At 58.6% G+C, this 22428-nt stretch carries 27 protein-coding genes; 18 read left to right on the forward strand and 9 right to left on the reverse strand.

The features are described from left to right. The coding region (gene cgtA, locus Q0C48_RS01205; protein ID WP_291520764.1) for an Obg family GTPase CgtA at positions 1 to 957 on the forward strand (957 nt) is incomplete at its 5' end. Beyond that, positions 936 to 2084, forward strand: a complete 1149-nt coding sequence (gene proB, locus Q0C48_RS01210; RefSeq protein ID WP_366936973.1) for a glutamate 5-kinase — start codon at positions 936 to 938, stop codon at positions 2082 to 2084. The genes cgtA and proB, both read left to right, overlap by 22 nt. On the opposite strand, the gene fur is transcribed toward proB, so the two are convergent. After that, positions 2081 to 2557: a ferric iron uptake transcriptional regulator gene (fur, locus tag Q0C48_RS01215; RefSeq protein WP_291520768.1), complete on the reverse strand. Its 477-nt coding sequence runs from the start codon at positions 2555 to 2557 to the stop codon at positions 2081 to 2083. The two genes, proB and fur, sit on opposite strands and share 4 nt — an antisense overlap. 66 nt (positions 2558 to 2623) lie before the next feature. Between fur and Q0C48_RS01220 the strand changes: the two genes are divergently transcribed. Next, positions 2624 to 2971: an outer membrane protein assembly factor BamE gene (locus Q0C48_RS01220; protein WP_291520770.1), complete on the forward strand. Its 348-nt coding sequence runs from the start codon at positions 2624 to 2626 to the stop codon at positions 2969 to 2971. Positions 2972 to 2976: 5 nt separating this feature from the next. Here the strand turns inward: Q0C48_RS01220 and Q0C48_RS01225 are convergent, their stop codons facing one another. Together Q0C48_RS01225 and Q0C48_RS01230 are read right to left on the reverse strand one after the other, a co-directional pair. Next, a complete protein-coding gene (locus tag Q0C48_RS01225; RefSeq protein WP_291520772.1) occupies positions 2977 to 3456 on the reverse strand; it encodes a type II toxin-antitoxin system RatA family toxin in 480 nt (159 codons plus the stop codon). Between the two features lie 9 nt (positions 3457 to 3465). Next, positions 3466 to 4638, reverse strand: a complete 1173-nt coding sequence (locus Q0C48_RS01230; protein WP_291520773.1) for a phosphatidylserine/phosphatidylglycerophosphate/cardiolipin synthase family protein — start codon at positions 4636 to 4638, stop codon at positions 3466 to 3468. A 126-nt stretch (positions 4639 to 4764) separates the two neighbouring features. Between Q0C48_RS01230 and smpB the strand changes: the two genes are divergently transcribed. From smpB to Q0C48_RS01250, 4 genes are read left to right on the forward strand one after another with little or no spacing between them, the layout of a single operon-like run. Beyond that, positions 4765 to 5226, forward strand: coding sequence for an SsrA-binding protein SmpB (gene smpB, locus Q0C48_RS01235; protein WP_291520774.1), 462 nt, complete (start codon positions 4765 to 4767; stop codon positions 5224 to 5226). After that, positions 5219 to 6889 carry a glycosyltransferase family 39 protein gene (locus Q0C48_RS01240; RefSeq protein ID WP_291520775.1) on the forward strand — a complete coding sequence of 557 codons (1671 nt, stop codon included), beginning with the start codon at positions 5219 to 5221 and terminating at the stop codon, positions 6887 to 6889. Before smpB ends, Q0C48_RS01240 begins: the two co-directional genes overlap by 8 nt. Further along, the gene (locus tag Q0C48_RS01245) at positions 6886 to 7497 is read left to right on the forward strand and encodes a thioredoxin fold domain-containing protein (RefSeq protein WP_291520776.1); all 612 of its coding nucleotides are present in this window, start codon (positions 6886 to 6888) and stop codon (positions 7495 to 7497) included. The genes Q0C48_RS01240 and Q0C48_RS01245 overlap by 4 nt, the downstream gene beginning before the upstream one ends. Then, positions 7494 to 8006, forward strand: a complete 513-nt coding sequence (locus Q0C48_RS01250; RefSeq protein WP_291520777.1) for a disulfide bond formation protein B — start codon at positions 7494 to 7496, stop codon at positions 8004 to 8006. The genes Q0C48_RS01245 and Q0C48_RS01250 overlap by 4 nt, the downstream gene beginning before the upstream one ends. Positions 8007 to 8042: 36 nt before the next feature. Here the strand turns inward: Q0C48_RS01250 and Q0C48_RS01255 are convergent, their stop codons facing one another. Next, a complete protein-coding gene (locus Q0C48_RS01255; RefSeq protein WP_291520778.1) occupies positions 8043 to 9176 on the reverse strand; it encodes a 5-(carboxyamino)imidazole ribonucleotide synthase in 1134 nt (377 codons plus the stop codon). Then, positions 9173 to 9670 carry a 5-(carboxyamino)imidazole ribonucleotide mutase gene (purE, locus tag Q0C48_RS01260; protein WP_291520779.1) on the reverse strand — a complete coding sequence of 166 codons (498 nt, stop codon included), beginning with the start codon at positions 9668 to 9670 and terminating at the stop codon, positions 9173 to 9175. Before purE ends, Q0C48_RS01255 begins: the two co-directional genes overlap by 4 nt. Positions 9671 to 9711: 41 nt before the next feature. On the opposite strand from purE, the gene trmB reads away from it, so the two are divergent. From trmB to Q0C48_RS01285, 5 genes are all read left to right on the forward strand, one after another. After that, positions 9712 to 10404 (forward strand): tRNA (guanosine(46)-N7)-methyltransferase TrmB, encoded by a 693-nt coding sequence (gene trmB / locus Q0C48_RS01265; RefSeq protein ID WP_291520780.1) that lies wholly within the window; start codon positions 9712 to 9714, stop codon positions 10402 to 10404. Further along, on the forward strand, positions 10401 to 11102 hold the full coding sequence (locus Q0C48_RS01270; RefSeq protein WP_291520781.1) for a Crp/Fnr family transcriptional regulator: 702 nt from the start codon (positions 10401 to 10403) through the stop codon (positions 11100 to 11102). The genes trmB and Q0C48_RS01270 overlap by 4 nt, the downstream gene beginning before the upstream one ends. A 143-nt stretch (positions 11103 to 11245) precedes the next feature. Next, on the forward strand, positions 11246 to 11935 hold the full coding sequence (gene sdo / locus Q0C48_RS01275; RefSeq protein ID WP_291520782.1) for a sulfur dioxygenase subunit alpha Sdo: 690 nt from the start codon (positions 11246 to 11248) through the stop codon (positions 11933 to 11935). Positions 11936 to 11949: 14 nt separating this feature from the next. After that, positions 11950 to 12573, forward strand: a complete 624-nt coding sequence (locus Q0C48_RS01280) for a hypothetical protein (RefSeq protein WP_291520783.1) — start codon at positions 11950 to 11952, stop codon at positions 12571 to 12573. Between the two features lie 127 nt (positions 12574 to 12700). Further along, a complete protein-coding gene (locus Q0C48_RS01285) occupies positions 12701 to 13828 on the forward strand; it encodes an FAD-dependent oxidoreductase (protein WP_291520784.1) in 1128 nt (375 codons plus the stop codon). A gap of 85 nt (positions 13829 to 13913) precedes the next feature. On the opposite strand, the gene Q0C48_RS01290 is transcribed toward Q0C48_RS01285, so the two are convergent. Genes Q0C48_RS01290 through Q0C48_RS01300 form a run of 3 tightly spaced genes read right to left on the reverse strand, consistent with a single transcriptional unit; the run spans position 13914 to position 17272 of the window. After that, positions 13914 to 15101, reverse strand: a complete 1188-nt coding sequence (locus Q0C48_RS01290; protein WP_291520785.1) for a glycosyltransferase — start codon at positions 15099 to 15101, stop codon at positions 13914 to 13916. Next, on the reverse strand, positions 15083 to 16213 hold the full coding sequence (locus Q0C48_RS01295; RefSeq protein ID WP_291520786.1) for a PilT/PilU family type 4a pilus ATPase: 1131 nt from the start codon (positions 16211 to 16213) through the stop codon (positions 15083 to 15085). The genes Q0C48_RS01290 and Q0C48_RS01295 overlap by 19 nt, the downstream gene beginning before the upstream one ends. Positions 16214 to 16222: 9 nt before the next feature. Continuing rightward, the gene (locus tag Q0C48_RS01300) at positions 16223 to 17272 is read right to left on the reverse strand and encodes a type IV pilus twitching motility protein PilT (RefSeq protein WP_366936974.1); all 1050 of its coding nucleotides are present in this window, start codon (positions 17270 to 17272) and stop codon (positions 16223 to 16225) included. 101 nt (positions 17273 to 17373) lie between these two features. On the opposite strand from Q0C48_RS01300, the gene Q0C48_RS01305 reads away from it, so the two are divergent. From Q0C48_RS01305 to bioB, 5 genes are read left to right on the forward strand one after another with little or no spacing between them, the layout of a single operon-like run. Then, on the forward strand, positions 17374 to 18045 hold the full coding sequence (locus Q0C48_RS01305) for a YggS family pyridoxal phosphate-dependent enzyme (protein WP_291520788.1): 672 nt from the start codon (positions 17374 to 17376) through the stop codon (positions 18043 to 18045). Next, positions 18042 to 18869 carry a pyrroline-5-carboxylate reductase gene (proC, locus tag Q0C48_RS01310; RefSeq protein ID WP_291520789.1) on the forward strand — a complete coding sequence of 276 codons (828 nt, stop codon included), beginning with the start codon at positions 18042 to 18044 and terminating at the stop codon, positions 18867 to 18869. The genes Q0C48_RS01305 and proC overlap by 4 nt, the downstream gene beginning before the upstream one ends. After that, positions 18866 to 19144: a YggT family protein gene (locus Q0C48_RS01315; RefSeq protein WP_291520790.1), complete on the forward strand. Its 279-nt coding sequence runs from the start codon at positions 18866 to 18868 to the stop codon at positions 19142 to 19144. Before proC ends, Q0C48_RS01315 begins: the two co-directional genes overlap by 4 nt. A 24-nt stretch (positions 19145 to 19168) precedes the next feature. After that, positions 19169 to 19516: a DUF167 domain-containing protein gene (locus tag Q0C48_RS01320; protein WP_291520791.1), complete on the forward strand. Its 348-nt coding sequence runs from the start codon at positions 19169 to 19171 to the stop codon at positions 19514 to 19516. Next, on the forward strand, positions 19516 to 20466 hold the full coding sequence (gene bioB, locus Q0C48_RS01325) for a biotin synthase BioB (protein ID WP_291520792.1): 951 nt from the start codon (positions 19516 to 19518) through the stop codon (positions 20464 to 20466). Before Q0C48_RS01320 ends, bioB begins: the two co-directional genes overlap by 1 nt. 61 nt (positions 20467 to 20527) lie before the next feature. On the opposite strand, the gene Q0C48_RS01330 is transcribed toward bioB, so the two are convergent. Next, positions 20528 to 21094: an acyloxyacyl hydrolase gene (locus tag Q0C48_RS01330; protein WP_291520793.1), complete on the reverse strand. Its 567-nt coding sequence runs from the start codon at positions 21092 to 21094 to the stop codon at positions 20528 to 20530. Positions 21095 to 21331: 237 nt separating this feature from the next. On the opposite strand from Q0C48_RS01330, the gene Q0C48_RS01335 reads away from it, so the two are divergent. Further along, a complete protein-coding gene (locus Q0C48_RS01335) occupies positions 21332 to 22345 on the forward strand; it encodes an HlyD family secretion protein (protein ID WP_291520794.1) in 1014 nt (337 codons plus the stop codon). The last annotated feature ends 83 nt before the right edge of the window (positions 22346 to 22428 follow it).

Here is a 22428-nt window from a genome sequence, read left to right on the forward strand (position 1 = left end):
ATCGACTTCCGCTACCAGCGCCGCTATCGCGCCGAAAATGGCCACGGTGGCGCCGGGCGCCAGATGACGGGCCGCGCTGGCCACGACCTGGAGATCAATGTCCCGGTCGGCACCCTGGTGTATGACGACGATACTCGCGAATTGCTCGGTGACCTGCGTACCGAAGGCGAACGACTATTGGTCGCCCAGAGTGGCCGCGGCGGGCATGGTAATCTGTCGTATAAATCGAGTACCAACCGTGCGCCCCGTCAGTTTGAGAAAGGCGCTGCAGGCGAGGAACGAAACCTGCGCCTGGAGTTGCGCCTGCTCGCCGATGTCGGCCTGCTGGGTCTGCCTAATGCGGGAAAAAGCACCCTCATCCGCGCTGTCAGTGCTGCCCGCCCCAAAGTGGCGGACTACCCTTTCACCACCCTGTATCCCAATCTCGGCGTCGTCCGCGTCGCCACCCACGAGTCTTTTGTACTCGCCGATATTCCCGGCCTTATTCCGGGCGCTTCCGAAGGCGCCGGGCTGGGCACCCGCTTTCTCAAGCACCTCAGCCGTACCCGCCTGCTCCTCCATTTGGTGGACATGGCCCCCGTCGACGAGAGCGATCCGGCAGCCAATATCCGTGCGCTGGAAGCGGAGTTGGCCGCCTATAGTCCGGCCTTGGCCGAGCGGCCGCGCTGGTTGGTGGTCAACAAGTCTGATCTCTTTCCGGAGGAGGAGGCGGAAGCACGTTTTCAGCAGATTCGCGAAGCGCTGCAATGGCAAGGACCTGCCTTTCTGATCTCGGCCGCCAGTGGTGCCGGATGTGAGGCCTTGCTATATGCCATCTGGCAAGTCCTCCCCGACCTGCCCCCCGCCCCCGATCCCAAGCAGACCGAGGACTGGGGCGACGAAAGTGACGAAGACGAGGTCTTGGAAGACTGGGAAGGGGACGATCTTGACGCTGAATGGGAGGAGGAAGAGGCGTGAGCCGCGACCTGAAAACCGCACAGCGTTGGGTTATCAAAATCGGTAGCAGCCTGCTCACCAATAACGGCCAGGGGTTGGATCTCGCTGCCATCGAAGCCTGGGTCACAGAGATATTGGTACTCCGCCGTCATGGCATCGAGATAGTCCTTGTCTCCTCCGGCGCGGTTGCCGCCGGTATGGAGCGCCTCGGCTGGCAGACCCGACCTACGGCCCTGCACCAACTGCAAGCGGCTGCCAGCGTCGGCCAGGCGGCACTCATCCAGGTCTATGAAGATTTCTTGCGCCGCGGCAGTGTGCATGGCAGCCAGGTCCTGCTTACCCATGAAGATTTGCGAGATCGTCAGCGCTATCTCAATGCCCGCGCCACGCTGCGCATTCTGCTCGAGATGGGCGTCGTTCCCATCATCAATGAAAACGACGCGATTGCCAGTGCCGAGATCCGCTTTGGCGATAATGATACGCTGGCAGCCATGGTCGCCAATTTGCTGGAGGCCGACCTGCTGGTGATTCTCACTGATCAGGCGGGACTTTATGATAGAGACCCGCGCCACGATCCCCATGCTCGCCTGCTCACGGAAGTACAAGCGGGAGACCCCAAACTGCTGCGGATGGCGGGTGGGGCTGGGACAGCGCTAGGGAGCGGCGGCATGATCACTAAGGTACGGGCGGCGGGCCGCGCTGCCCAGTCAGGCGCTGCCACCCTCATCGCCCCTGGCAGTGCCGAAAACGTACTGTTACGCATCTGGGCCGGGGAGGAGGTAGGGACGTATTTTCATCCGGGCGTCGCCAAACTGGCGGCCCGCAAGCGCTGGCTGGCGGGGCAATTGCGACCGACCGGCACCCTGCATCTGGACGCTGGCGCCGCGCGAGTGCTCAGGGAAAAGGGCAGTAGTTTGCTCCCGGTCGGTATCACTGCCGCCGAGGGCGACTTTCAACGTGGCGATCTGCTCTGCTGCGTCGATCCGGAAGGCCAAGAAGTGGCCCGTGGCTTAGTGAACTTCGCCAGGCATGACGTTCTGCTTCGCCTGGGTAAGAGCAGTAAAGCGCTGAGTACCCTGTTCGGCGATGTGGATGAGATTGAGATCATCCATAGGGATAACCTGGTACTCAGCAGCGAACGCAGCTAATCCGTGCTGTGCTGCCTGGGTAAGTCATCCCGCAGTGAACAAATCCCCGCATCCTGCATACCGCGACAGGTGCCATAGAGATAGAGACTGTGATCGCTGATAAAAAAGCCCTGATTCGCGGCGATTTCCCGCTGTCGCTCTTCTAGCGCCTCATCGAAAAACTCCAACACTTTGCCGCAAGCCGTGCAGACCATGTGATCGTGGTGCCCCGTTTCGTTGAGCTCAAAGACCGCCTTGTCGCCCTCGAAGTGATGCCTACGCACCAATCCTGCCATTTCAAATTGGGTAAGCACACGATATACCGTGGCCAGACCCACCTCTTCACCAGCCTCCAGCAACTGCCGATAAATTTCTTCAGCCGTCAGATGGCGGGCTTCGCTGTCCTCGAAGAGGCGGAGTATCTTCAGTCTGGGCAGGGTCGCCTTGAGGCCAGCCCGTTTCAATTCATCGCTGTTTATCCGTTCGTCGTTCATTCGCTCGTAGCAATGGCCATACGTAATGGTTTAGGATAGTTGTACCTGACGCCTAAGACAAGGACTATGAGAAGCTTCCGCCTAATTACCCTGCTTACTTTCTGTGCCCTGTTGCTCGGCGCCTGTAGCATTTATCGCGTCGATGTACAGCAAGGCAACGTCATCACCGCCAAAGAACTGGCCGAACTGCACCCTGGTATGGATGAACTGCAGGTACGTGCCATTCTCGGCTCACCACTCCTGCAGGATCCCTGGCATCCACATCAGTGGGTTTACGCCTACAGCTTCAAGCCTGCCTATGGCAACACAGAAGTCCGCAAGGTTCTGGTGCTTTTTGATAAGGATGAGAAACTGGTCAGCGTACAGGGAAATGTACAGAGCGCCGCCTCACCGACAGCGACCACCACCTCTTAAGCCTCCTAGCGGGATGGCGCTTCACTGTCCGGCTTCTGCACCTCTAACGCGCCCGGCTGACCATAAACAGCCCGCGCGCGCTGAGCAAAGCGTTGCACCATCGTTTCCGCCGCATGCTTGAATATCGGCTCCAGAAAGGCGCCCATCAATCGGGAAGCAAACTCGAAGCGCATGTCCAGCGTTACTCTGGTGCCTCTGGCGTCCGCCTCTAACTGCCAGAGCCCTTCCAGAAAACGGAAGGGACCATTCACCAGTCGCATCTCTGCCAGCTTGGGCCGCTGATAACGATTTTTCGTGGTGAAGGATTTGCCGAAAGCGCCGTGGGAGATGGTAATCTCGGCGACCACTTCTTCATCTTTCGACTGGATAATCCTGGTCCGTCCACACCAGGGTAAAAATTGCGGATAGGCACGAATATCCTCTATCAGGGCAAAAATTTGCGCAGCGCTGTAAGGCAGCACGGCGGTTTTGCAAATATGATGCATGAAACCCTCTCAATAACGGCGCTGACCCAGTGCATGCGCCTGCACCCAACGATCCAGTTGTGCCCAAAACCATTCGATGATTCGTCGCCAACGGGGGCGCCTGCGCCAAGGCTCCGGGTCGATTTCCCGCGCTTGGGCGAACTCGCGTAAAAACAAGGTGCGCAGCAAAAGCGCGGCAAGCGGAGCGCGTAATTCCAAGTTGAGTTCATGATTAAACCACAAACTCAGAAAATCAAGATTAGCGGAGCCGATAGACGCCCAGGAACCATCCACCAGCAGATATTTCGCATGCAGAAAGGCGCCTTCATATTCGTAAACATGCACACCCCTGCGCATCAGCTTTTGATAATACGCCTGAATTCCGAATCGCAAAAGTGGATGGTCGGTGATCCGGCCAGCCAGCAGGAGCCGGACATCCACACCGCGCTGCACGGCACGGTAGATGGCACGCAGGATGATCGGATCTGGATTAAAGTAAGGGGTGGCAATCCAGATACTCTGACGTGCGGCATGGATGGCAGCGAGCAGACGGCGGCGCACGGCGAGACTTCCCGGCGGTGCGCCCTCTAAAAACCGGCCGTGCCCCCACCACCACAGGGTATCGGGTTGAAAGAACGCCGCCATGCCCAATCGCGGAAGCGACTCCGGGCGGTGACGAAAAAAAATCTGGCGGCCCTGTTCTGCTAAATTGCCGCGACAGGCAAAGAGCATCTCACGATAGGGCATGGTGCCCGGCGCGCCCGTGAGCCAGTCATCAGCGATCGCAAAACCGCCGACTGCGGCCCACTGGCCATCCACCACGACGACACGGCGATGGCTGCGTCGTAGCCTTTTTTCTAACCCCTTGAGTTGCAGATGATGATACCAGTGTAAATGAGCACCAGCGGCACGCAACTCCGCCGCCCAGCCACTCGGGAAACCGCGGCTGCCCAAGGCATCCAGGGTGATATAGACCTGGACTCCCGCCACCGCCTTATCACAGAGGATACGCAAGACACGCTCAGGCCAATCGCCTTCGGCAAAAATATAGTTCTCAAAGAGAATCTCGGCCTGCGCATCAAGCAGGCACAGCTCCAGCCATTCGATGATAGCCGGCATCTCGCTCAGCAGCACAGCTTCGGGAATGGGCTCCCAATGCCTTTGGCGATGCGGCGCGAAATGTTTTGGCAACGGGTTCGACAAATTTTCAAGGTCCGTAGTGATACACGCCGTTCACCTTCCACAGGAATACCGGCAAAGTCAATGCCACCTTTCTGCCCTGCCGTCTTTTCCCGTACAATACCGACTGACCGGCACGGGAGTAGCAGGATGAGCAGCACCATCGCCCTCAATCGCGAGGCGAAACACGAATACTTTATCGAAGAGCGCTTTGAGGCTGGCATGGTCTTACAGGGCTGGGAGGTGAAGTCGCTGCGCGCGGGTCGTCTCAATCTCAGAGACAGCTACATCGTCGTCAAAAACGCAGAGTTGTGGCTGCTCGGCGCGCACATCAGCCCGCTCCTCACCGCCAGCACCCATATAAACCCAGATCCAACACGCACCCGCAAGCTGCTGATGCATCGGGAACAGATCAATCGCATGATCGGCAGCGTTGAGCGCAAGGGTTTTACCATCGTTCCCCTGGCCATGTACTGGAAACAGGGCCGCGCCAAGGTAGAAATCGCGCTGGTGAAAGGCAAACAGGAGCACGACAAGCGCGCCACGACCAAAGAACGGGAGTGGCAGCGGGACAAGGCGCGCATTATGAAGGGTGGGGCGCGGGATGCCTGAACAGCGTCGGGGGACTTTTCTCTTTCAGTCGCTGATTCTTTTCCTTTTTGCCTTCTGGCTTTTGGCCTTTCACACCGGGGGAGCCAGCCTCTGGGACATTGATGAGCCCAATAATGCCCAGGCCCTGAAAGAAATGATGGTGCACCACAATTTGGTGGTGCCCACTTTCGACGAAGCACTACGTCCCGACAAGCCTATCCTCAACTACTGGCTGATGTGGACCGGGGTACACCTGCTGGGGATGAACAGTTGGGGCCTGCGCATTGGATCGGTAGCTATGGGTGCATTATTGGTACTCTATCTGGCCCTGGCCTTACGTCGCCTCTATGGGGAGCAGACTGCCTTGCTGGCGGGATTGCTGACCGCCACAACCCTGCATAGTCAGATTATCTTCCGGGCCGCTGTACCTGACCCTCTGCTGATTCTTTTCGTTGCGATCGCTCTGATTTCCTATCTGCGTGGTTATCTCTACCCGGAGGAAGGGCGCCGCAGTGTTCTGATCGCCTATGGTGCGATGGGGTTGGCGACCCTGGCTAAAGGCCCTATCGGCTTCCTCCTGCCCGGACTTATCATTGTGATCTTTCTGCTGCTGCGCCGCGACTTGGCAAGCCTCTGGCGCCGAGGACAACCGGTTTTAGGAATTCCTCTCTTCCTCGTCATCACCTTGCCCTGGTACCTGGCCGTAGGCATGGAGACCCACTGGGCCTGGGACCGGTCATTCTTTTATCAGCAGAACGTCTATCGCTACACCGCCGCCATGCAAGGGCATCGCGGCCCGGTCTATTACTATCTTTTCACTATCGCACTGGCGCTGCTGCCCTGGACGATTTTTCTGCCACAGACCTTCGCGGATCTCTGGCAGAGACGGGCCGCACTACTGCAAAAAGCGCCCGCCGATGCATTCATGCTGGTCTGGGCGATTACCTGGGTCGCTTTTTTCAGCCTCGGCGCCACCAAACTCCCCAACTACGTCTGGGAGGCCTATCCCGCCCTCTTTGTCCTCGTCGCAGCGCGCCTTTATACGGCCTTGAACGAGACAAAACCCCTCAATCGCCGCGGTGTAATCGTATCCCTCGTGGCACTATTGCTGGTGGGCCTCACTCTGGCAGCGCTGGGGACATGGCTGGTACCGGAGCAAATCCCGCCCCTGGGTGATGTGGCCTATCTGGGCTTTCCCTATATCGCTGCGGCGTTGCTCGCTCTTTTCTTCGCCTGGCGCTGCCTGCTGCTGCCGGTCGTCAGCAGTCTGGGGGCAGGCGCGGTGGCCCTCACCGCTTGTCTGATGCTCCTCGCCGTGCCCGCCCTGGATGCCCTCAAACCTTCCGTGACCATGGGCCGCATAATCCGCGCCAGCGAGGGCACACAGCCTTACGCAATTGCCACTTGGCAATGGTTTGAACCCAGCTTCCTCTTTTATGGTGGGCGTGGTGCCATGCGTGTGCATCAGTTGAAAAGCCTGCGAGAGATCCAGCGTATCGTTGCCGATGGCCAGGGCACCGCCTATCTCGCCTTGCCCACCCACGATATCCCGGCCGCGCGGACACAATTATCCAGGGCGCTGCATGTTCAGGAACTCTACTCGGGTTATGAGCTCTATAGCCGGGAATATATCGCCCTATTACGCATTCAGTCTCCCGCGCATCTGGAGAAAAAGGGATCATGATGACTGTCCGCACAGCGCAAACCTTAACCCGAATCCTGGCATTCTGTGGAGCCATCCTGGCCACAACCGTGGGTATAGCTCATGCGGCAACGGCGGCCGCAGATCATGATCTCGACTACTGGCAGGCGCTGAGCCATACCCACTACGGCGAAAGAGGCAGCAAGGGGCCAATCGTCTATGATTTTCTTGATCCCAACTGCCCCTATTGCCACCAAATATACACTTGGCTGCAAAACCCCATTAATGGGGGACTGTTGCGGGTACGCTTTGTCGTTGTCGGCTTCTTGACGCAGAGTAGCAAGGGTAAGGCCGCCGCCATTCTTGCTGCGACCAATCCGCTGGCGGCACTTAAACAAACGGAGAATAGGTTTACCATGACCAAGGCGGGCCCCGAAGGCGGTATCAACCCCGCCAGTGCCGGGGTGACTGCAAAAATGCAGGATCGTCTGCAATTCAATAAATCCCGACTCCAGGGCAAAGAATTTCAGATGGCGGGAGCACCTGTCGTCAGCGTACCCTTTCTGGTCTATCGTAACGGCAAAACAATCCATTACATTTTTGGCTTACCCGATAACGCGCAATGGCGAGATTTACTCAACGCATCATGAATGCCAAGCATTTATCTTCACTGATCGCCGTACTGGTGGTGCTAGCCGCAATAGGCGCCTTTGCGCTGGTACTCTGGTTACAATTTGCGAGGGACTATGCGCCCTGTAGCCTCTGTGTGTATCAGCGCCTGGCCAATCTCGCTGTGCTGGTGGTCGTCGTGATGGGATTCTTCTGGACGGGCGCAACGCGGCGCGGGTTATGGATGCTGGCCAGTGCCTATGCACTGGCAGGCGCAGGACTTGCCGGGTGGCAGTGGCATCTCAGCACGGTAGCAAGCCGCACGCCGGAAACATGCACAGCCGTGAATCTCTTTCAGGGTGGGCGCAGCTTCGGGACTTTGGGCAAGGACGCCGCCTCGGCACTCTCGGGACAGGGTTCCTGTGCCGCCGCCGGGGTCCGCACCCTGGCCGGGTGGCCTGTCACCCACTGGAGCCTGGTCTTCTTCCTCGCCTGTGCCATGCTGCTCTGGCTTGCCCAATGGCTTGCAGGACGTCAAGGCAACCATTAGACCCTGGCCCTCGCCAAAACGAGGGTCCTGCTTTATTCAGCTCGGCCAATGCCAGTCGCGGCGCAGGGTTTCCAGCACCGCAATGGCCCGGCCGGTATCCGGGGCGAGCGCGCTCACATGTCCCATTTTGCGCCGCGGCCGGGCTTCATTCTTACCGTACAGATACAGCTTGAGCTGCGGATGGCGCAGTAGTGCCTCCCAGTCTGGATCGCCATTTTCCCAAAGATCGCCCAGCAGATTCATCATCACCACCGGACTGATCAGGCGGGTATCCCCGAGAGGCAGGCCGCATATGGCCCTGACCTGCTGGTCAAACTGGCTATGCACACAAGCATCTATGGTGAAATGTCCGCTGTTGTGGGGACGCGGCGCCATCTCATTCACCAACAGTTGTCCAGATCTGTCGACAAAAAACTCGACAGCCAGCACCCCCACATAATCCAATGCCCCGGCAATACGCGCCGCACTGCGCCGCGCCTGATCCTGAAGCGATTCCACAGTACCGGCGGGTACGATACTCAGATCGAGAATGCCCCGGTGATGAACATTTTCGGCCACCGGATAAAAGACCATCATACCATCGGCAGCGCGTGCCAGGATAACGGAAATCTCTTGTGCCAGGGCGATGCGTCCTTCCAGCACTGCCTCAGCCTCTCCCAGCGCCGCCCAGGCAGCGGGCAGATCCGCTGCGGAAGCAACCTCCACCTGCCCCTTCCCGTCATAGCCGAAACGCGCGGTCTTGAGAATGGCCGGGAAGGGTACGGTAGCCGCTGCACCAGCCAGATCGGCTGTGCTGCGCAGCAGCGCGAATGGCGCAATGGCCAAATCCAGGTCACGGAAGAAGGCCTTTTCCTGCGCACGGTCCTGAGCAATAGCCACCGCCCTGGCGCCTGGCCGCATGGGTATCACCTGCGCTATGCGTTCCAAGGAGTTCGGCGGAACATTCTCAAATTCTGTGGTAACCGCCGCGCAACTAACCGTCATCTCCTGTAAGGCGATGGTATCCTCATAAGCCGCACAGAGGTGCCGGTCCGCCACCACCGCGGCCGGGCAATTTGGATCTGGATCTAGCACCCAGACGCTATAGCCCATGCGCCTGGCGGCCAAGGTGAACATCTGTCCGAGCTGTCCGCCACCCAGTATCCCCAGCGTGGCGCCAGGCAAAATCAAAGAGCAACCTCCGGCAATGTCATGGCCATCACCGCCGCCTCCTGCCGCGCCCGGAAATCCCGCAAGCGCCGGGCCAGCGCCGCATCTGCACCGGCCAGCATGGCGGCGGCAAACAGACCGGCATTGGCCGCGCCCGCCGTGCCAATGGCAAAGGTCGCCACCGGCACCCCCTTAGGCATCTGCACGATGGACAGCAGGGAATCCATGCCTTGCAGATGCCTGGAGGGCACTGGCACGCCCAGCACCGGCACAATGGTCTTGGCCGCCAGCATGCCCGGCAGGTGCGCCGCGCCGCCAGCGCCAGCGATGATGCAGCGCAGCCCCCGCTGTACGGCACTAGCCGCATATTCAAAAAGAAGATCGGGCGTGCGATGTGCGGACACGACACGCTGCTCGTAGGGAATGGCCAACGCCTGCAACTGTTCTACCGCGGCGCGCATCACCTCCCAGTCGCTCTCGCTGCCCATTACCACACCCACTACCGGATGTTCCATGCCCGCCCTCCTCTCTAGGCCCCAGCACTAAACGGGTTATAATGCCTGTCATGGAAGAAGCCCTCAAGACCAGCCATCGACCTATCCGCAGCTTTGTGCTGCGTCAGGGTCGTATTACCGCTGCTCAAACACGCGCTGTCGCGGAACATTTACCGGCTTGGCGGATAGATGCCCATGCCGTCTGGCGGGATCCCTGGAATGGCCGAAGGCCGCTATTGCTGGAAATAGGCTTTGGTAACGGTGAGCATCTGGCTGCCATCGCTGCGCAACGGGCCGGTTGGGGCTGCATCGGTGCGGAGGTACACACGCCCGGCGTGGGGTCCCTGCTGCTACAACTGCGGGAGGCCGGGACCGACAATGTCCGCATTGTCCATGATGATGTCGTCACCTGGCTACGGACGCTGCCCGAAGCCCTGCTGCAGTGCATCGTCATCCAGTTTCCTGATCCCTGGCCAAAAAAACGACAGCAAAAACGCCGCCTGATCCAGCCGGATTTCGCTGCATTGCTTTGCCGCTTGCTGCAGACCGGTGGCGAACTGCAGTTGGCCACAGACTGGGCGGATTATGCCGGGCAGATGCTCACCATTCTCAATGCCACTCCAGGCCTGCAGAACACCAATCCCGACAACGGTTACGCCGCCCGCCCCAACAACCGTATCCTGACCAGATTTGAGCACCGCGGACAACGATTGGGGCATGAAGTTTATGATCTCTGCTATCGACGCGTCCCATGAGCACTAAACAACCCGACTGCTTGCAGTGCGCCATGCGCGAGCACAGCATTTTTGCCGGCTTGAGCAGCGAGGATATCTGCCAGCTCGGCATGGACGTCCACGACATCCATGTCACGGCAGGAACGACGATCTATCACGAAAGCGACCCGGCGCAGTATGCCTACACGCTCCGTCAGGGCGGCATCAAGCTGGTGAAGAGCCTGGCCAATGGTCACGCCCAGATCGTCCGCTTGCTTCACCGCGGCGATCTTTTCGGCTTTGAAGGATTACGCAGTGACCAGCATCGTCACAGTGCCATTGCCCTGACCGGTACTGACCTTTGCCGCCTGGAACTGAGGGCGCTGGATGCACTTTCCCAGCGTCTCCCGGCCATGCGTGAGGCAATTTTCGCCCGCTGGCAGCAGGCCCTGCAGGAGGCCGAAGACCGCATCGTCGAACTGGGCGCAAAAAAGGCTGATGCCCGGCTGGCCACTTTCCTCTGTCAATGGTGCATCGCCTATCGGCAACAACGTGCGGCACCCTTCCCCCTCACCCGTCGGGACCTGGGGGAATTCCTCGGACTTTCTACAGAGCACGTCAGTCGCATTATGGCGGACTTTAAACGCCAGGGACTGCTCCATGAACACAAGGGGCAAATTGAGATTCCCGAACCCCAGAAACTGCTCCGGCACGCCTGTAGTGACGACACCAGCGCCTGACCCCCGCATCCTAGTAGTTAACAAAATTGATCAACTTTGATAATTGTCAATGCAGACACTCTTTCTACGCCTTATGGTGGGGATATGGGCGCCTCAGAACACAGGATGGTGCTCCAACACCATTGCCGACAAGGGGTGATATCATGCTTTTCAGACAGCTTCTTGAAACCGAAACCAGCACCTACACCTACATTTTGGGCGACCCGACCTGGCACGAGGCGGTGGTTATTGACCCTGTGCTGGAAACCGTCGATGAGGTACTGCGCGCACTCGATCGGGAGTCCATGCGGCTTGCGTATGTGCTCGATACCCATGTCCATGCCGATCACGTTACCGGCGCCAGCGCACTGCGTGCGCGCACTGGTGCGCAGGTCGTGATCAGCCGCGGGACCGCCGCGCCCTGTGCAGACGTACTGGTGGATGATGATGATTTTATCGTACTAGGTGATGACGTCATTCGGGTCATTACCACGCCTGGCCACACCCCGGGCTGCATTAGCTACCGTTGGCGCGACCGGGTTTTCACGGGCGACGCGCTATTGATCGGGGGCTGTGGCCGCACGGATTTCCAGGGTGGCGATGCGGGGACGCTCTATGACAGCATCACCGGGAAGATCTTCACACTGCCCGACGAGACTCTGGTCTATCCGGGCCACGACTACACAGGTCGCCACGTCAGTTGTATCGGCGAAGAAAAGCGTATGAACAGGCGCTTGGTGGGTAAAAGCCGGGAGGAGTTCATCGCCATCATGGCGGAACTTAAATTGTCAGAACCGGAGAAAATTCATGTCGCGGTGCCCGCCAACCAGCGCTGTGGAGTGCTCAGTGTATGAGGAGTACTTTAAAGATGAGCAAACAAAATTCCTTGCAAGGGGTGTCGACAGGCATGAGACGTGGTGGTAGTGGTGGTGGTGGAGGTCAGGAACGCGGTCAGGGTGGCATCCGCTTCGGAAATGCGCCGAGTATGCGTCCTGCGGGCATGAGTCTGGCCGACGAGGAGGCCATGGAAGAGCGGGTGCTGGCGGGCAGCGGAAATACGGATAAAAGAGTCCGTCATCAGCACGATCAGGAGGTATTTCATGCCCTGCTTCGCCATCACGACCAGATTCAACGTGAATTGACCCAGATTCCCGATGGCATACGTTCGCTGACCACTTCCGCCAACCCGGAGATTGTCCGCCTGCTGCATGACCATGTTCCCGCCATGCACCACCGGCTGGAAGAAAACTTTGGATTGCGCTTCTGGGATCCGGCCTTTCCGGAAATTTTCGCGCAACGGGAAAAAGTGCGGATGGTAGTGACCCTGGTACCCACTGGTGTCCTCGTGGAAGAGACCAGTGATGATCCTAATGCAGTGACCCTCATCCAGGCCCACGGCGCCGTCGTTAGCCTCTTTGTGCGGCGCGGCTTTGCCCAGGCGCAGGAGTCCAGCCCCCTGCCGGACAATTATCAGCGCGTTCTGGGTGCCTGAGCGATCTATTCTACGGCATAATGGGTGCTCGGGTTACCGGGCGCTTTAGTACGCTGCTGAGATATACTGAGAAGGTGAGGTCGGGCCGCGGCCTCCTTCCAGGCTTTTCGACTCTGAGGAATAGCACATGACCCAAGTGACCATTATCGGTGCGGGATTCGGTGGTCTGACAGCCGTCCGCCATCTGCGCCGCCAGATGCCTGATGCGGAAATCACCGTTATCGCACCCAAGGCTGAATTTATTTACTACCCCAGCTTGATTTGGATTCCCACAGGGCTGCGGCAGGGCGAAAACCTGCGGATTCCGCTGGACAATTTCTTTCGGCGTCGGCGGGTGCAACTCCATCGAGGCCGCGTCACCGGCCTGCGCGACGGCGGCCGTACGGTCATCACTGATCAGGGCGAAGTCCGGAATGACGCACTCATCATCGCCAGCGGTGGGCGGGGGCTCCGCAAACTGCCGGGTATCGAGTACAGTTTCGCCATCTGTGACGGCATTGATGCGGCTGAAAATATCCGCGATCGCCTGGCCCTGATGAACAAAGGCACTATTGCCTTCGGCTTTGCGGGAAATCCTCTGGAACCCACCGCCGTGCGCGGTGGCCCGGTGTTTGAACTGCTTTTCGGGATCGACACCCATCTGCGACGCATCGGCAAACGTGAGCAGATCGAACTGGTGTTTTTTAACCCGATGAAGGAGCCGGGCAACCGCCTGGGTCCCAAGGCGGTTGAGGGATTGCTCGCGGAGATGGAGCGACGTGGCATTCGCGCCCATCTCGGCCATAAAATCAGCGGCTTCGCGGCCGACAAGGTGATGACTGAGGGCGGGGACATTCCTGCTGATCTGATTCTCTTCATGCCCGGCATGACCGGCCCGGACTGGGCAGCCGACAGCGGCATGCCCCTCTCTGCCGGCGGCTTTTTTCGGTCTGATCTGCACTGCGCCGCTCCAGGCCATCCAGGTGTCTTCATCATCGGTGATGGGGGTTCCTACGCGGGAAGCCCGGACTGGCTACCCAAGCAGGGCCATACGGCGGACCTGCAGGCCGAGACCGCCGTGCATAATCTGCTCCTGCACCTGCAAGGGAAGGCCGCAGACAAGACTTTCCGCAGCGAACTGGTCTGCATCGTCGATGCCCTGGACAGCGGTATCATGGTTTATCGCAGCCCGAAACAGGCCAGCGTCTTAGCCAATCCGCTCTGGCATGCGGCCAAGGTCGCCTTTGAATGGCGCTATCTGCTGCATTATCGCTGATCGTGTCCAAGCTCAGGATCGCGGCCACAAGGTCGGCGCACAGGGGTGATCAACCCTGTTCCTCAAACGAGGATACGCTGTGCGCTCACTGTTCCTCTCCAGGCGTACCGTAATGCCGTCCCTTCCATGCGCCGCCCCGGCCACCATAATGACGGCGGGCAGAATCCAGCGTCATGAGCATATAAAGCAGGGCCGCAACCGGCAGGCTGAACGCCCAGAACGGGTTCAGCGTGTAAAGACGCAAAGTGGGCAGATAGGCCGTCAGCATCAGCAGGCAGGCCGACAGCGCGGGCAGCACCAGCCAGATATTTTCCGTCCAAAGGCCAAACAGCAGTCCCCCTGCCGGCCAGGCATAGAGAAAAATCATCCCTAACGTTGCCCCGAGCAGGCGCCAAGGGCTGAACCGCAGTTGCACGTAAGCGGAGCGAGCTACCATCCGCCATATTTCGCCAAGCCGCTGATAATCCCGCAGACTATGGCTCTCGGTTCCCAAACCCAGCCAGATCGCTCCATGGGGCTTCAGTAAAGCCGCTAACGTGCAGTCATCTATGCGTGCCCCGCGCATGGCAGCAAACCCGCCCGCCTTTTCGAGGGTCTCCCGACGCAGCAGCATACACCCCCCTGCCGCGCCAGCCAGCGCCCGGCGCGGGTTATTGACCCAGGGGAAGGGATACAGCATCTGGAAGAAGAAAACGAAGGGCGGAATCAGAAGACGCTCCCAAAAACTGCGACAGGAGAGCATTACCATCAGAGAGACCAGTGACTGATCCCGATCCTCTATCTGGGTGACGAGGCGCTGCAGGACATCCGGCCCATGCACAATATCACCGTCGGTGAACCAGAGCAGCGGCACCAGACCCGCCGCGGTCACCCCCTGGGCCATGGCCCAGACTTTACCCGCCCAGTTTTCCAGCAACGGCGCGCCGCTCAGCACCTCAAGACGGGAAGTGGCGCCCACCCGCCGCGCCGCCTCCCGTGCACGCTCTGCGGTGCCGTCCTCACTCTGGTCATCCACCACGATGACCCGCAGCACTCCGGGATAATCCTGCCTTAGCAAAGCCGTTACGCAGTCACCAATACCCTCTGCTTCATTGCGCGCAGGCACCACGGCGGTCACTTCCGGCCAGCATCGCTGCGCGCCATTTTCTCTGGGGGGAAGACGCTGATCTGCCCGCCAAAAGGCACCCCGCCCAAGGACCAGTATCAGCCAGGCTAGCAAGACTGACCACGCGGCCAGCAGAGCCCACCAGCCGCTCAAGACTGTATGCGCCACTGTCCTTCTGCAGAAGTGCTGGCACCAGGGTCTTCCAGGCCATGCCGCATGCATGCCTGCTTGATGGCAAGGCGCAGGTCATTCTGCGAATCGGCCCCGCGCAGGGCATCCTCATATTCCACCAACCCATCCATAAACAGTTGCAACAGGCTCTGATCAAAAGTCTGCATACCGACATCATTCGTCCGCGCCATGGCGTCTTTCAGCAAGCCCACTTCACCCTTGTAGATCAAATCGGCAATGGCCGGGGTATTGATCAACACCTCCATCGCGGCCACTCGCCCGCCCTGCCCCTTGATCGGTAACAGGCGTTGTGACACCACGGCACGCAAATTGAGCGACAGGTCCATCAACAACTGTTTTTTACGGTCTTCCGGGAAAAAGTTGATGATACGTTCAATGGCCTGATTCGCATTGTTCGCATGTAAGGTCGACATACACAAATGTCCGGTTTCTGCATACGCCATGGCATGATCCATGGTATCCCGACTGCGCACTTCGCCGATCAGAATAACGTCTGGCGCCTCACGCAAAGCATTCTCCAGCGCCCGCTCGTAATTCAGGGTATCTATGCCCACTTCGCGCTGATTGACGATAGACATCGCATTCTTATGAAGAAATTCGATGGGATCCTCAATCGTGAGGATGTGGCCCGCCGCATTCTGATTGCGATACTGAATCATCGACGCCAGAGAAGTACTTTTACCAGAACCAGTAGCCCCGACGAAGAGCACCAGACCCCGGGAAGTCATGGCCAAGTCTTTCAGTATAGGCGGTAGCCTGAGCTGTTCCAGGCTGGGAATTTGCGTCTTAATGGCGCGCAAGACAAAGCTCAGTTCACCGCGCTGAAAAAAACCATTGACCCGGAAACGCCCAATCCCGGGCGCGGAGATGGCCATATTAATTTCTTTCTCCTGCTGGAAGTCTTGCAAGCGCTCCATGCCCAGAATTTCTTTAGCCAGATTCAGCACCTGACCCGGCTTCAGCATCTCAGCCCCTAATGAAACCGCCCGCCCGTCAATTTTCATGACCGGCGGCGAGCCTACGGTGAGGTAAAGGTCAGAGCCGTTTTTTTCCACCATCAAGACCAGCAGATCATCTAGTACAGACATAAATTATCCTCAGGCCACATTCATAAAACTGTCTTTGTTCTGTACCCTACGCAGGGCATCTTCGCGGGTCACTTTGTGGGCACGCACCAAGTCGGCAAGACACTGGTCGAGGGTTTGCATGCCCTGATTTTGTCCGGTCTGGATCACCGAGTACATCTGCGCCACCTTATTTTCGCGAATGAGGTTACGGATAGCCGGAGTGGCAATCATAATTTCATGCGCGGCGACCCGGCCTTTGCCATCGGCCGTTTTGAGCAGGGTCTGAGAAATAACTGCACGCAGGGATTCTGACAGCATCGCGCGAACCATATCCTTTTCTCCCCCAGGGAAGGAATCGACAATACGGTCGATGGTTTTCGGCGCAGAACTGGTATGCAGCGTCGCAAACACGATATGGCCCGTTTCCGCCGCGGTCAGAGCCAGACGCATGGTCTCTAAGTCACGTAATTCGCCCACCAGAATAATATCGGGATCTTCGCGTAAAGCTGAGCGCAGGGCATTTTCAAAGGAGTGGGTGTTGGCGCCTACCTCGCGTTGGTTGATGAGACATTTCTTGGGGGTGTGTAGAAATTCGATGGGATCTTCAATGGTGATAATGTGGTCAGCGCGATTCGCATTGATATGATCCACCATCGCTGCCAGCGTCGTTGATTTACCCGACCCCGTCGGCCCGGTGACCAGCACCAGTCCGCGCGGTACGTTGATGATCTCCGTAAAAGACTTGGGTGCATTGAGTTCCTCCAGACTGAGCACCTTGGCGGGAATCGTCCGGAATGCCGCCGCGGGTCCGCGGTCCTGGTTGAAGGCGTTAACCCGAAAACGCGCCACACCCGGCAGTTCATAGGCAAAGTCGATTTCCAGATTCTCCTCATATCCCTTCCGCTGAAAATCGTTCATGATGTCGTAAATCATGCTGTGTACGGTTTTTCTGTCCTGCGCCTCCACATTGAGTGAGCGGATATCGCCGTTGATCCGCAGCATAGGTGCCAGGCCTGCCGAAATGTGCGTATCCGAAGCGTTGTTCTTCACCGCGAAGGCAAGCAGTTCTGAAATGTCCATCATGTAACTCCCGAAATAAACGGCCCGTGATTTGGGACCAAAGGCTATTGAGCGTTACTATAGTCGACCTTGACCATTTCGCCCACGTCTGCCGGAGACCGATGCCCCTCGCCGAACGCCTAGCCCATGTGCAATGTGCGATTGCCGATCATCCACCGCAATGCCTGCTCGCCGCCAGCAAGCATGTCACAGCGGAAACGCTGCGTGGCGCCTATGCGCTCGGGCTCCGTCACTTCGGTGAAAACTACCTGCAGGAAGCCCTGGACAAGCAAACGGCACTGAGAGATTTGGATGGCGTCGTCTGGCATTTCATCGGCCGCATCCAGCGTAACAAGACTGCAGCATTGGCCCGGCATTTTGACTGGGTGGAGAGTGTAGACCGCCCACTCATCGCTGAACGACTCCATGCGGCGCGCGCGGGCATGGTGGCCCCGTTAAACGTGCTTATTGAGGTTGCCATCAGTGGAGAAGGCAGCAAAGGGGGTTGCGCGCCAGAAGAAGTTCCAGTATTGGCCCTCGCTATTTCCCGATTATCCCATTTGCGACTGCGCGGCCTGATGGCCCTGGTCCACCCGCAACCGGAGCGGGCAGGCGCCGACTTCCGCCGGATGGCAGAACTTTTCCTCACGCTGCAGCAGACCCAAGTTCATGCTGATCTGGATACCCTCTCCATGGGCACTTCGGCGGATTACCTCCAAGCCCTGCAACTCGGCGCCACCGAGATCCGTCTTGGCACCATCCTTTTCGGAACACGTACTCAGGAGTCCTTATGATTACTCAGAATATTGTCTTCATTGGTGCCGGTAATATGGCAAGCGCCCTCATCGCCGGCCTACGGCACCAAGGCGTTGTGGGTGAGCAGATTCAGGTTCATGCCCCCAGCAGCGTGCGCCGTGATGCGCTTGCGGAAAAGTTCGGTATCCGTAGCCTACCGGCCGAGGCGCAGAACTTGCCGACCAACAGCGTGGTCATCTATGCCGCCAAGCCGAAGCAAATCTCGTCGGTGCTTGCGCTGTGGCGACAAGCCTTTGCCGATGCCGGGGTGCTCTTCCTCTCTGTCGCCGCTGGTATCGGCAGTGCGCGCATCGCCGCAGAACTGGATGCCGGGAGCGCCATCGTGCGAGGCATGCCCAACACCCCGGCGCAAGTCGGCGCCGGAGCGACCGCCCTTTACGCCCGCGATTCAGTGAACGCCGCGCAACGCCAGACCGCGGGTGCCATCATGTCCGCGGTGGGACAGATTTACTGGCTGAGCGATGAGTCGCTGATGGATGCCGTTACCGCACTCTCTGGAAGCGGCCCCGCCTACCTCCTGCTGTTTCTGGAGGCGCTCGAAGATGCTGCCGTGCTGCAAGGCCTGGACCGGCCCACCGCCCGTGCCCTCACCTTACAGACCGTGCTCGGGACCGCGCAAATGGCTGCTGCCAGCGTGCTAAGCCCGACCGAGTTACGCCATCAGGTCACCAGTCCGGGTGGCACCACGGCAGCGGGTTTAGCCGCCTGGGAAGAGCATCTGCGGCCACTGGCGCAGCGGGCCCTGGCAGCCGCGGCCGAGCGCAGCCGCGCTCTGGGCGGCACCAAAAAGGATGTACCATGACCGAACTGAGTATTATGGCAGCACGCCTTACCAACCTTGTCCTGACCTTACTGTTCTGGGCAATTCTCATCCGTGCCATATTGTCCTGGGTACAGCCCGATCCGCGCAACCCGGTCGTGCAGTTTCTGGATCGGCTTACCGGGCCCATTCTCTACCCTCTGCAACGGATCATTCCCCCCATCGGCGGCATTGACCTCAGCCCGCTGGCAGCCCTGTTGATTATCGAAGTGCTCAAGGGCCTGCTGGTTCATGCCATCCTCAATCTGGGCGGGTAAACCCTTTACGACGGATTGCGGCGCATGACCTCCTCAGAAACACTCCCCCCATATCTGCGCGCAGACGGTAACGACCTGTATTTGCGCGTCCACGTACAGCCGGGTGCCAAGGCCGATGTCATCAGCGGATGCCATGGCGACGCCCTCAAAATTCGGCTGCGCGCCCGGCCCGTGGACGGCGCTGCCAATACTGCCCTTTCTGTCTTCCTCTGTGCTACCCTGTGCCTCAAAGGACCGCAGATCACCTTAGTGCAGGGCGAGAGCGCGCGGGACAAAATACTACGCATTCGTGCAGCACCCGCGAGCGTTCAGATCCAACTCAAAAAATACGCCGAATCCTCCCACCCACCTGCTCTCAACAGGGAAAACTGATGAACACCAGCACAGCACCCCAGACACTTGATGCCATCCTCGTAATCTTTGCCCGCCCCTTCAATGACCTGATTTTTGAGGCGCAAAGGGTGCATCGGCTGCACTTTGATCCAAACGCCATCCAGTGCTCCACCCTCCTCTCCATCAAGACGGGTGACTGCCCTGAGGATTGCGGCTACTGCTCCCAGAGCATCCATCACCAGACGGCACTCAAGGCCGAAACGCTGATGGATCTTGAACAGGTACGTGCTGCTGCGCAGGAAGCCAAAGCCAACGGGGCCCAACGCCTGTGCATGGGGGCTGCCTGGCGCTCCCCCCACGACAAGGATATCGAAAAAGTCGCCGCCATGATCAGCGTGGTCAAAGAATATGGTCTGGAAAGCTGCGTCACTCTGGGCATGCTCAAACCGGGACAGGCGGAACGCTTACAGCATGCCGGCCTTGATTACTACAACCACAACATCGATACCTCACCAGAATTTTATGGTGAAGTCATCCACACCCGCAGTTATCAGGACCGCCTCGACACACTGGAGGCGGTGCGTGACGCCGGCATCAGGATTTGCAGCGGCGGCATCCTCGGCATGGGGGAATCCCGCCGTGACCGGGCGCGGATGCTGCAAGTGCTAGCGCAACTGCCCCAAGCCCCGGAGAGCATCCCTATCAACGCCCTGGTCCCTATCCCTGGCACCCCGCTGGAGGCTGCGGAGCCCATTGACGGGTTCGAATTCGTGCGCACCATTGCGGCCGCCCGCATCGTCTTTCCCAAGGCCTATGTGCGGTTGTCAGCAGGGCGCGAGGCCATGAGCGACGAGTTACAGGCGCTCGCCTTCCTGGCTGGTGCCAACAGTATTTTCCTTGGGGATCGCCTGCTGACGACAGGCAATGCCAGCACGGGCCACGATCAGGCGTTGTTCAACCGCTTGGGGTTGCACCCCTGTGGGAGCTGATTTTCATACTTTAAAGTGGCCGGCCCCCGGCAAATCTACCGCCGGTATGCCGTCGCTCTGATCAGGAGTGGTCGCCAAAAGACAAGGGAATGGAGTAGTTCAGCATGACCTCGTCTTCACCAGGGTCCTCCTGGGCGATATAGGCGTTGGAAATATGGGCGATTTTGAGCCCCAATCGCGATTGATCCGCAAACTGATAGGCCAGACTCAACTCCAGGCGGAACTGGAAGACACCATCCAGATATTTGCCCCGCCCCTGATTATATCCACCAACGCCGAGCACCGGCGTCAGCACCCAGTGATCCCAGGCAACATCCGAGTACAAGCCGGTGTAACCCATGAAACCGCCATTGGTATTAGCGACAATACCCCAAAGCGCACCGATACCAAACAATTTTGAAGCAGACTGGTATTCCAGATCAATTTCGGGAAGGGTTGCATTACCCCGATGTCCGGGACCGGGCTCAACACCCGCCGCATTAAAGGCACCGATGCCAGCACTAAAATAAGCAGGACCACTCTGAATTACATGCAACCCCTCACCATCCGCCTGCGCCGGACTTGCAACCAGCAGACCTAGCGCTGTCACACCCAGCACCCCCGCCCAGATCCCGTTACCCTGCTTCATGACTGCTCCTTGTAGACTTACGTCCGTTACCTTGCCGACAGGAATCGTTTGCGTTATGGTATTAACCGAACGGTCAGTATGCGTTCACTCAGCATGCGTGTCAAAAAAATCTGACAGACCTAATCCACACAGACATTACCCGCAAGACCTATTTTAAACAGGGTCTTCGCATGAGTCGACTATCAGAAACAGGTCCGGAGAGTCACCCGGCTGCTTAGATTGCAACAAGGGACATATATGCGCTGGCTTAAACGCCTTTTGGTTCTGATCATCATCGTCGTGGTTGCCTTTGGCGCCTACGCCTACTTCCAGATTGCTGATTACTACCCCAACACGGACGATGCTTATGTACATGCCCATGTCGTGAACATTGCACCGCGGGTGACGGGACATATCGTCGCTATTTATGTGCATGACAATCAGCTCGTACAGGCTGGACAGCCCTTGGTCAAAGTGGACCCGCGGGCCTATCTCTACGATGTGCAGAAAGCCGAGGCCGAGTTGATGCAGGCGGAAAGACAGACTACAGCCATTCGGGCAAATATTGCCGGAGCACAGGCCAATATCAGCGCCGACCAGGTCAATTACCAGAATGCCCGGCGCAACGCACAACGCGCGGCGGCACTGGCGGCGCAGAAATACCTATCTGTGCAACAGGCAGATAATCAACTGACTGCCGCCAAAAGTGCCGGGGCGCGCTTAGCAGCCGATCAGGCCGCCCTGGCGGAGACACAGGCGCAGCAAGTCCTCAATGGCGCCCGCATTGCCGCCGCGCAAGCGGCCCTGCGTACAGCCAAGCTCTATCTATCTGAAACCACGCTTTACGCGCCCATCACCGGGGTCGTCAGTAAAGTGGACAATATCCATGTGGGCGACGTGGCCAATATCAATCAGGACCTCTTTCCTCTGATCGGCAACGAGGAGTACTGGGTTGAGGCCAACTACAAGGAAACCGACCTCGACCGCGTGCGCCCGGGCCAGAGTGCAGAAGTCACCATTGATATGTACCCCAATCATGGCTTCAAAGGAAAGGTAGTGAGCCTAAGTGGAGGTGCTGGCAACGCCTTCTCTCTGCTGCCCCCGGAAAATGCTACGGGTAACTGGGTCAAGGTGACGCAGCGGGTACCGGTGCGTGTTCTCATCTCCAACCCGGATCCCAAGTTCCCGCTACGGATCGGTACCAGTGCGTCGGTCACGGTGGATACGGGTGGAGCGCCGGGTTGGGTCAAGGCGCTGCAGCCTATCCTCTGAAATCAGACGCCAGTCGGTCCTGCCCGTAGCGCCAGGGTTAACGGCGGCGGGGTGCCAGAGGATGATGACGCCCCCCCCCCCCC

The organism is Acidithiobacillus sp. (assembly GCF_023255755.1).
In the GTDB taxonomy this organism is placed as follows: Bacteria; Pseudomonadota; Gammaproteobacteria; order Acidithiobacillales; family Acidithiobacillaceae; genus Acidithiobacillus.

What these genes read in the sequence shown, in the direction of transcription:
- proB (WP_366936973.1), top strand. Translation starts at nt 936, where the DNA reads ATGGGAGGAGGAAGAGGCGTGAGCCGCGACCTGAAAACCGCACAGCGT.
- fur (WP_291520768.1), bottom strand. Translation starts at nt 2,557, where the DNA reads ATGAACGACGAACGGATAAACAGCGATGAATTGAAACGGGCTGGCCTC.
- Q0C48_RS01220 (WP_291520770.1), top strand. Translation starts at nt 2,624, where the DNA reads ATGAGAAGCTTCCGCCTAATTACCCTGCTTACTTTCTGTGCCCTGTTG.
- Q0C48_RS01225 (WP_291520772.1), bottom strand. Translation starts at nt 3,456, where the DNA reads ATGCATCATATTTGCAAAACCGCCGTGCTGCCTTACAGCGCTGCGCAA.
- smpB (WP_291520774.1), top strand. Translation starts at nt 4,765, where the DNA reads ATGAGCAGCACCATCGCCCTCAATCGCGAGGCGAAACACGAATACTTT.
- Q0C48_RS01240 (WP_291520775.1), top strand. Translation starts at nt 5,219, where the DNA reads ATGCCTGAACAGCGTCGGGGGACTTTTCTCTTTCAGTCGCTGATTCTT.
- Q0C48_RS01245 (WP_291520776.1), top strand. Translation starts at nt 6,886, where the DNA reads ATGATGACTGTCCGCACAGCGCAAACCTTAACCCGAATCCTGGCATTC.
- Q0C48_RS01250 (WP_291520777.1), top strand. Translation starts at nt 7,494, where the DNA reads ATGAATGCCAAGCATTTATCTTCACTGATCGCCGTACTGGTGGTGCTA.
- purE (WP_291520779.1), bottom strand. Translation starts at nt 9,670, where the DNA reads ATGGAACATCCGGTAGTGGGTGTGGTAATGGGCAGCGAGAGCGACTGG.
- trmB (WP_291520780.1), top strand. Translation starts at nt 9,712, where the DNA reads ATGCCTGTCATGGAAGAAGCCCTCAAGACCAGCCATCGACCTATCCGC.
- Q0C48_RS01270 (WP_291520781.1), top strand. Translation starts at nt 10,401, where the DNA reads ATGAGCACTAAACAACCCGACTGCTTGCAGTGCGCCATGCGCGAGCAC.
- sdo (WP_291520782.1), top strand. Translation starts at nt 11,246, where the DNA reads ATGCTTTTCAGACAGCTTCTTGAAACCGAAACCAGCACCTACACCTAC.
- Q0C48_RS01280 (WP_291520783.1), top strand. Translation starts at nt 11,950, where the DNA reads ATGAGCAAACAAAATTCCTTGCAAGGGGTGTCGACAGGCATGAGACGT.
- Q0C48_RS01285 (WP_291520784.1), top strand. Translation starts at nt 12,701, where the DNA reads ATGACCCAAGTGACCATTATCGGTGCGGGATTCGGTGGTCTGACAGCC.
- Q0C48_RS01295 (WP_291520786.1), bottom strand. Translation starts at nt 16,213, where the DNA reads ATGTCTGTACTAGATGATCTGCTGGTCTTGATGGTGGAAAAAAACGGC.
- Q0C48_RS01300 (WP_366936974.1), bottom strand. Translation starts at nt 17,272, where the DNA reads ATGGACATTTCAGAACTGCTTGCCTTCGCGGTGAAGAACAACGCTTCG.
- Q0C48_RS01305 (WP_291520788.1), top strand. Translation starts at nt 17,374, where the DNA reads ATGCCCCTCGCCGAACGCCTAGCCCATGTGCAATGTGCGATTGCCGAT.
- proC (WP_291520789.1), top strand. Translation starts at nt 18,042, where the DNA reads ATGATTACTCAGAATATTGTCTTCATTGGTGCCGGTAATATGGCAAGC.
- Q0C48_RS01315 (WP_291520790.1), top strand. Translation starts at nt 18,866, where the DNA reads ATGACCGAACTGAGTATTATGGCAGCACGCCTTACCAACCTTGTCCTG.
- Q0C48_RS01320 (WP_291520791.1), top strand. Translation starts at nt 19,169, where the DNA reads ATGACCTCCTCAGAAACACTCCCCCCATATCTGCGCGCAGACGGTAAC.
- bioB (WP_291520792.1), top strand. Translation starts at nt 19,516, where the DNA reads ATGAACACCAGCACAGCACCCCAGACACTTGATGCCATCCTCGTAATC.
- Q0C48_RS01330 (WP_291520793.1), bottom strand. Translation starts at nt 21,094, where the DNA reads ATGAAGCAGGGTAACGGGATCTGGGCGGGGGTGCTGGGTGTGACAGCG.
- Q0C48_RS01335 (WP_291520794.1), top strand. Translation starts at nt 21,332, where the DNA reads ATGCGCTGGCTTAAACGCCTTTTGGTTCTGATCATCATCGTCGTGGTT.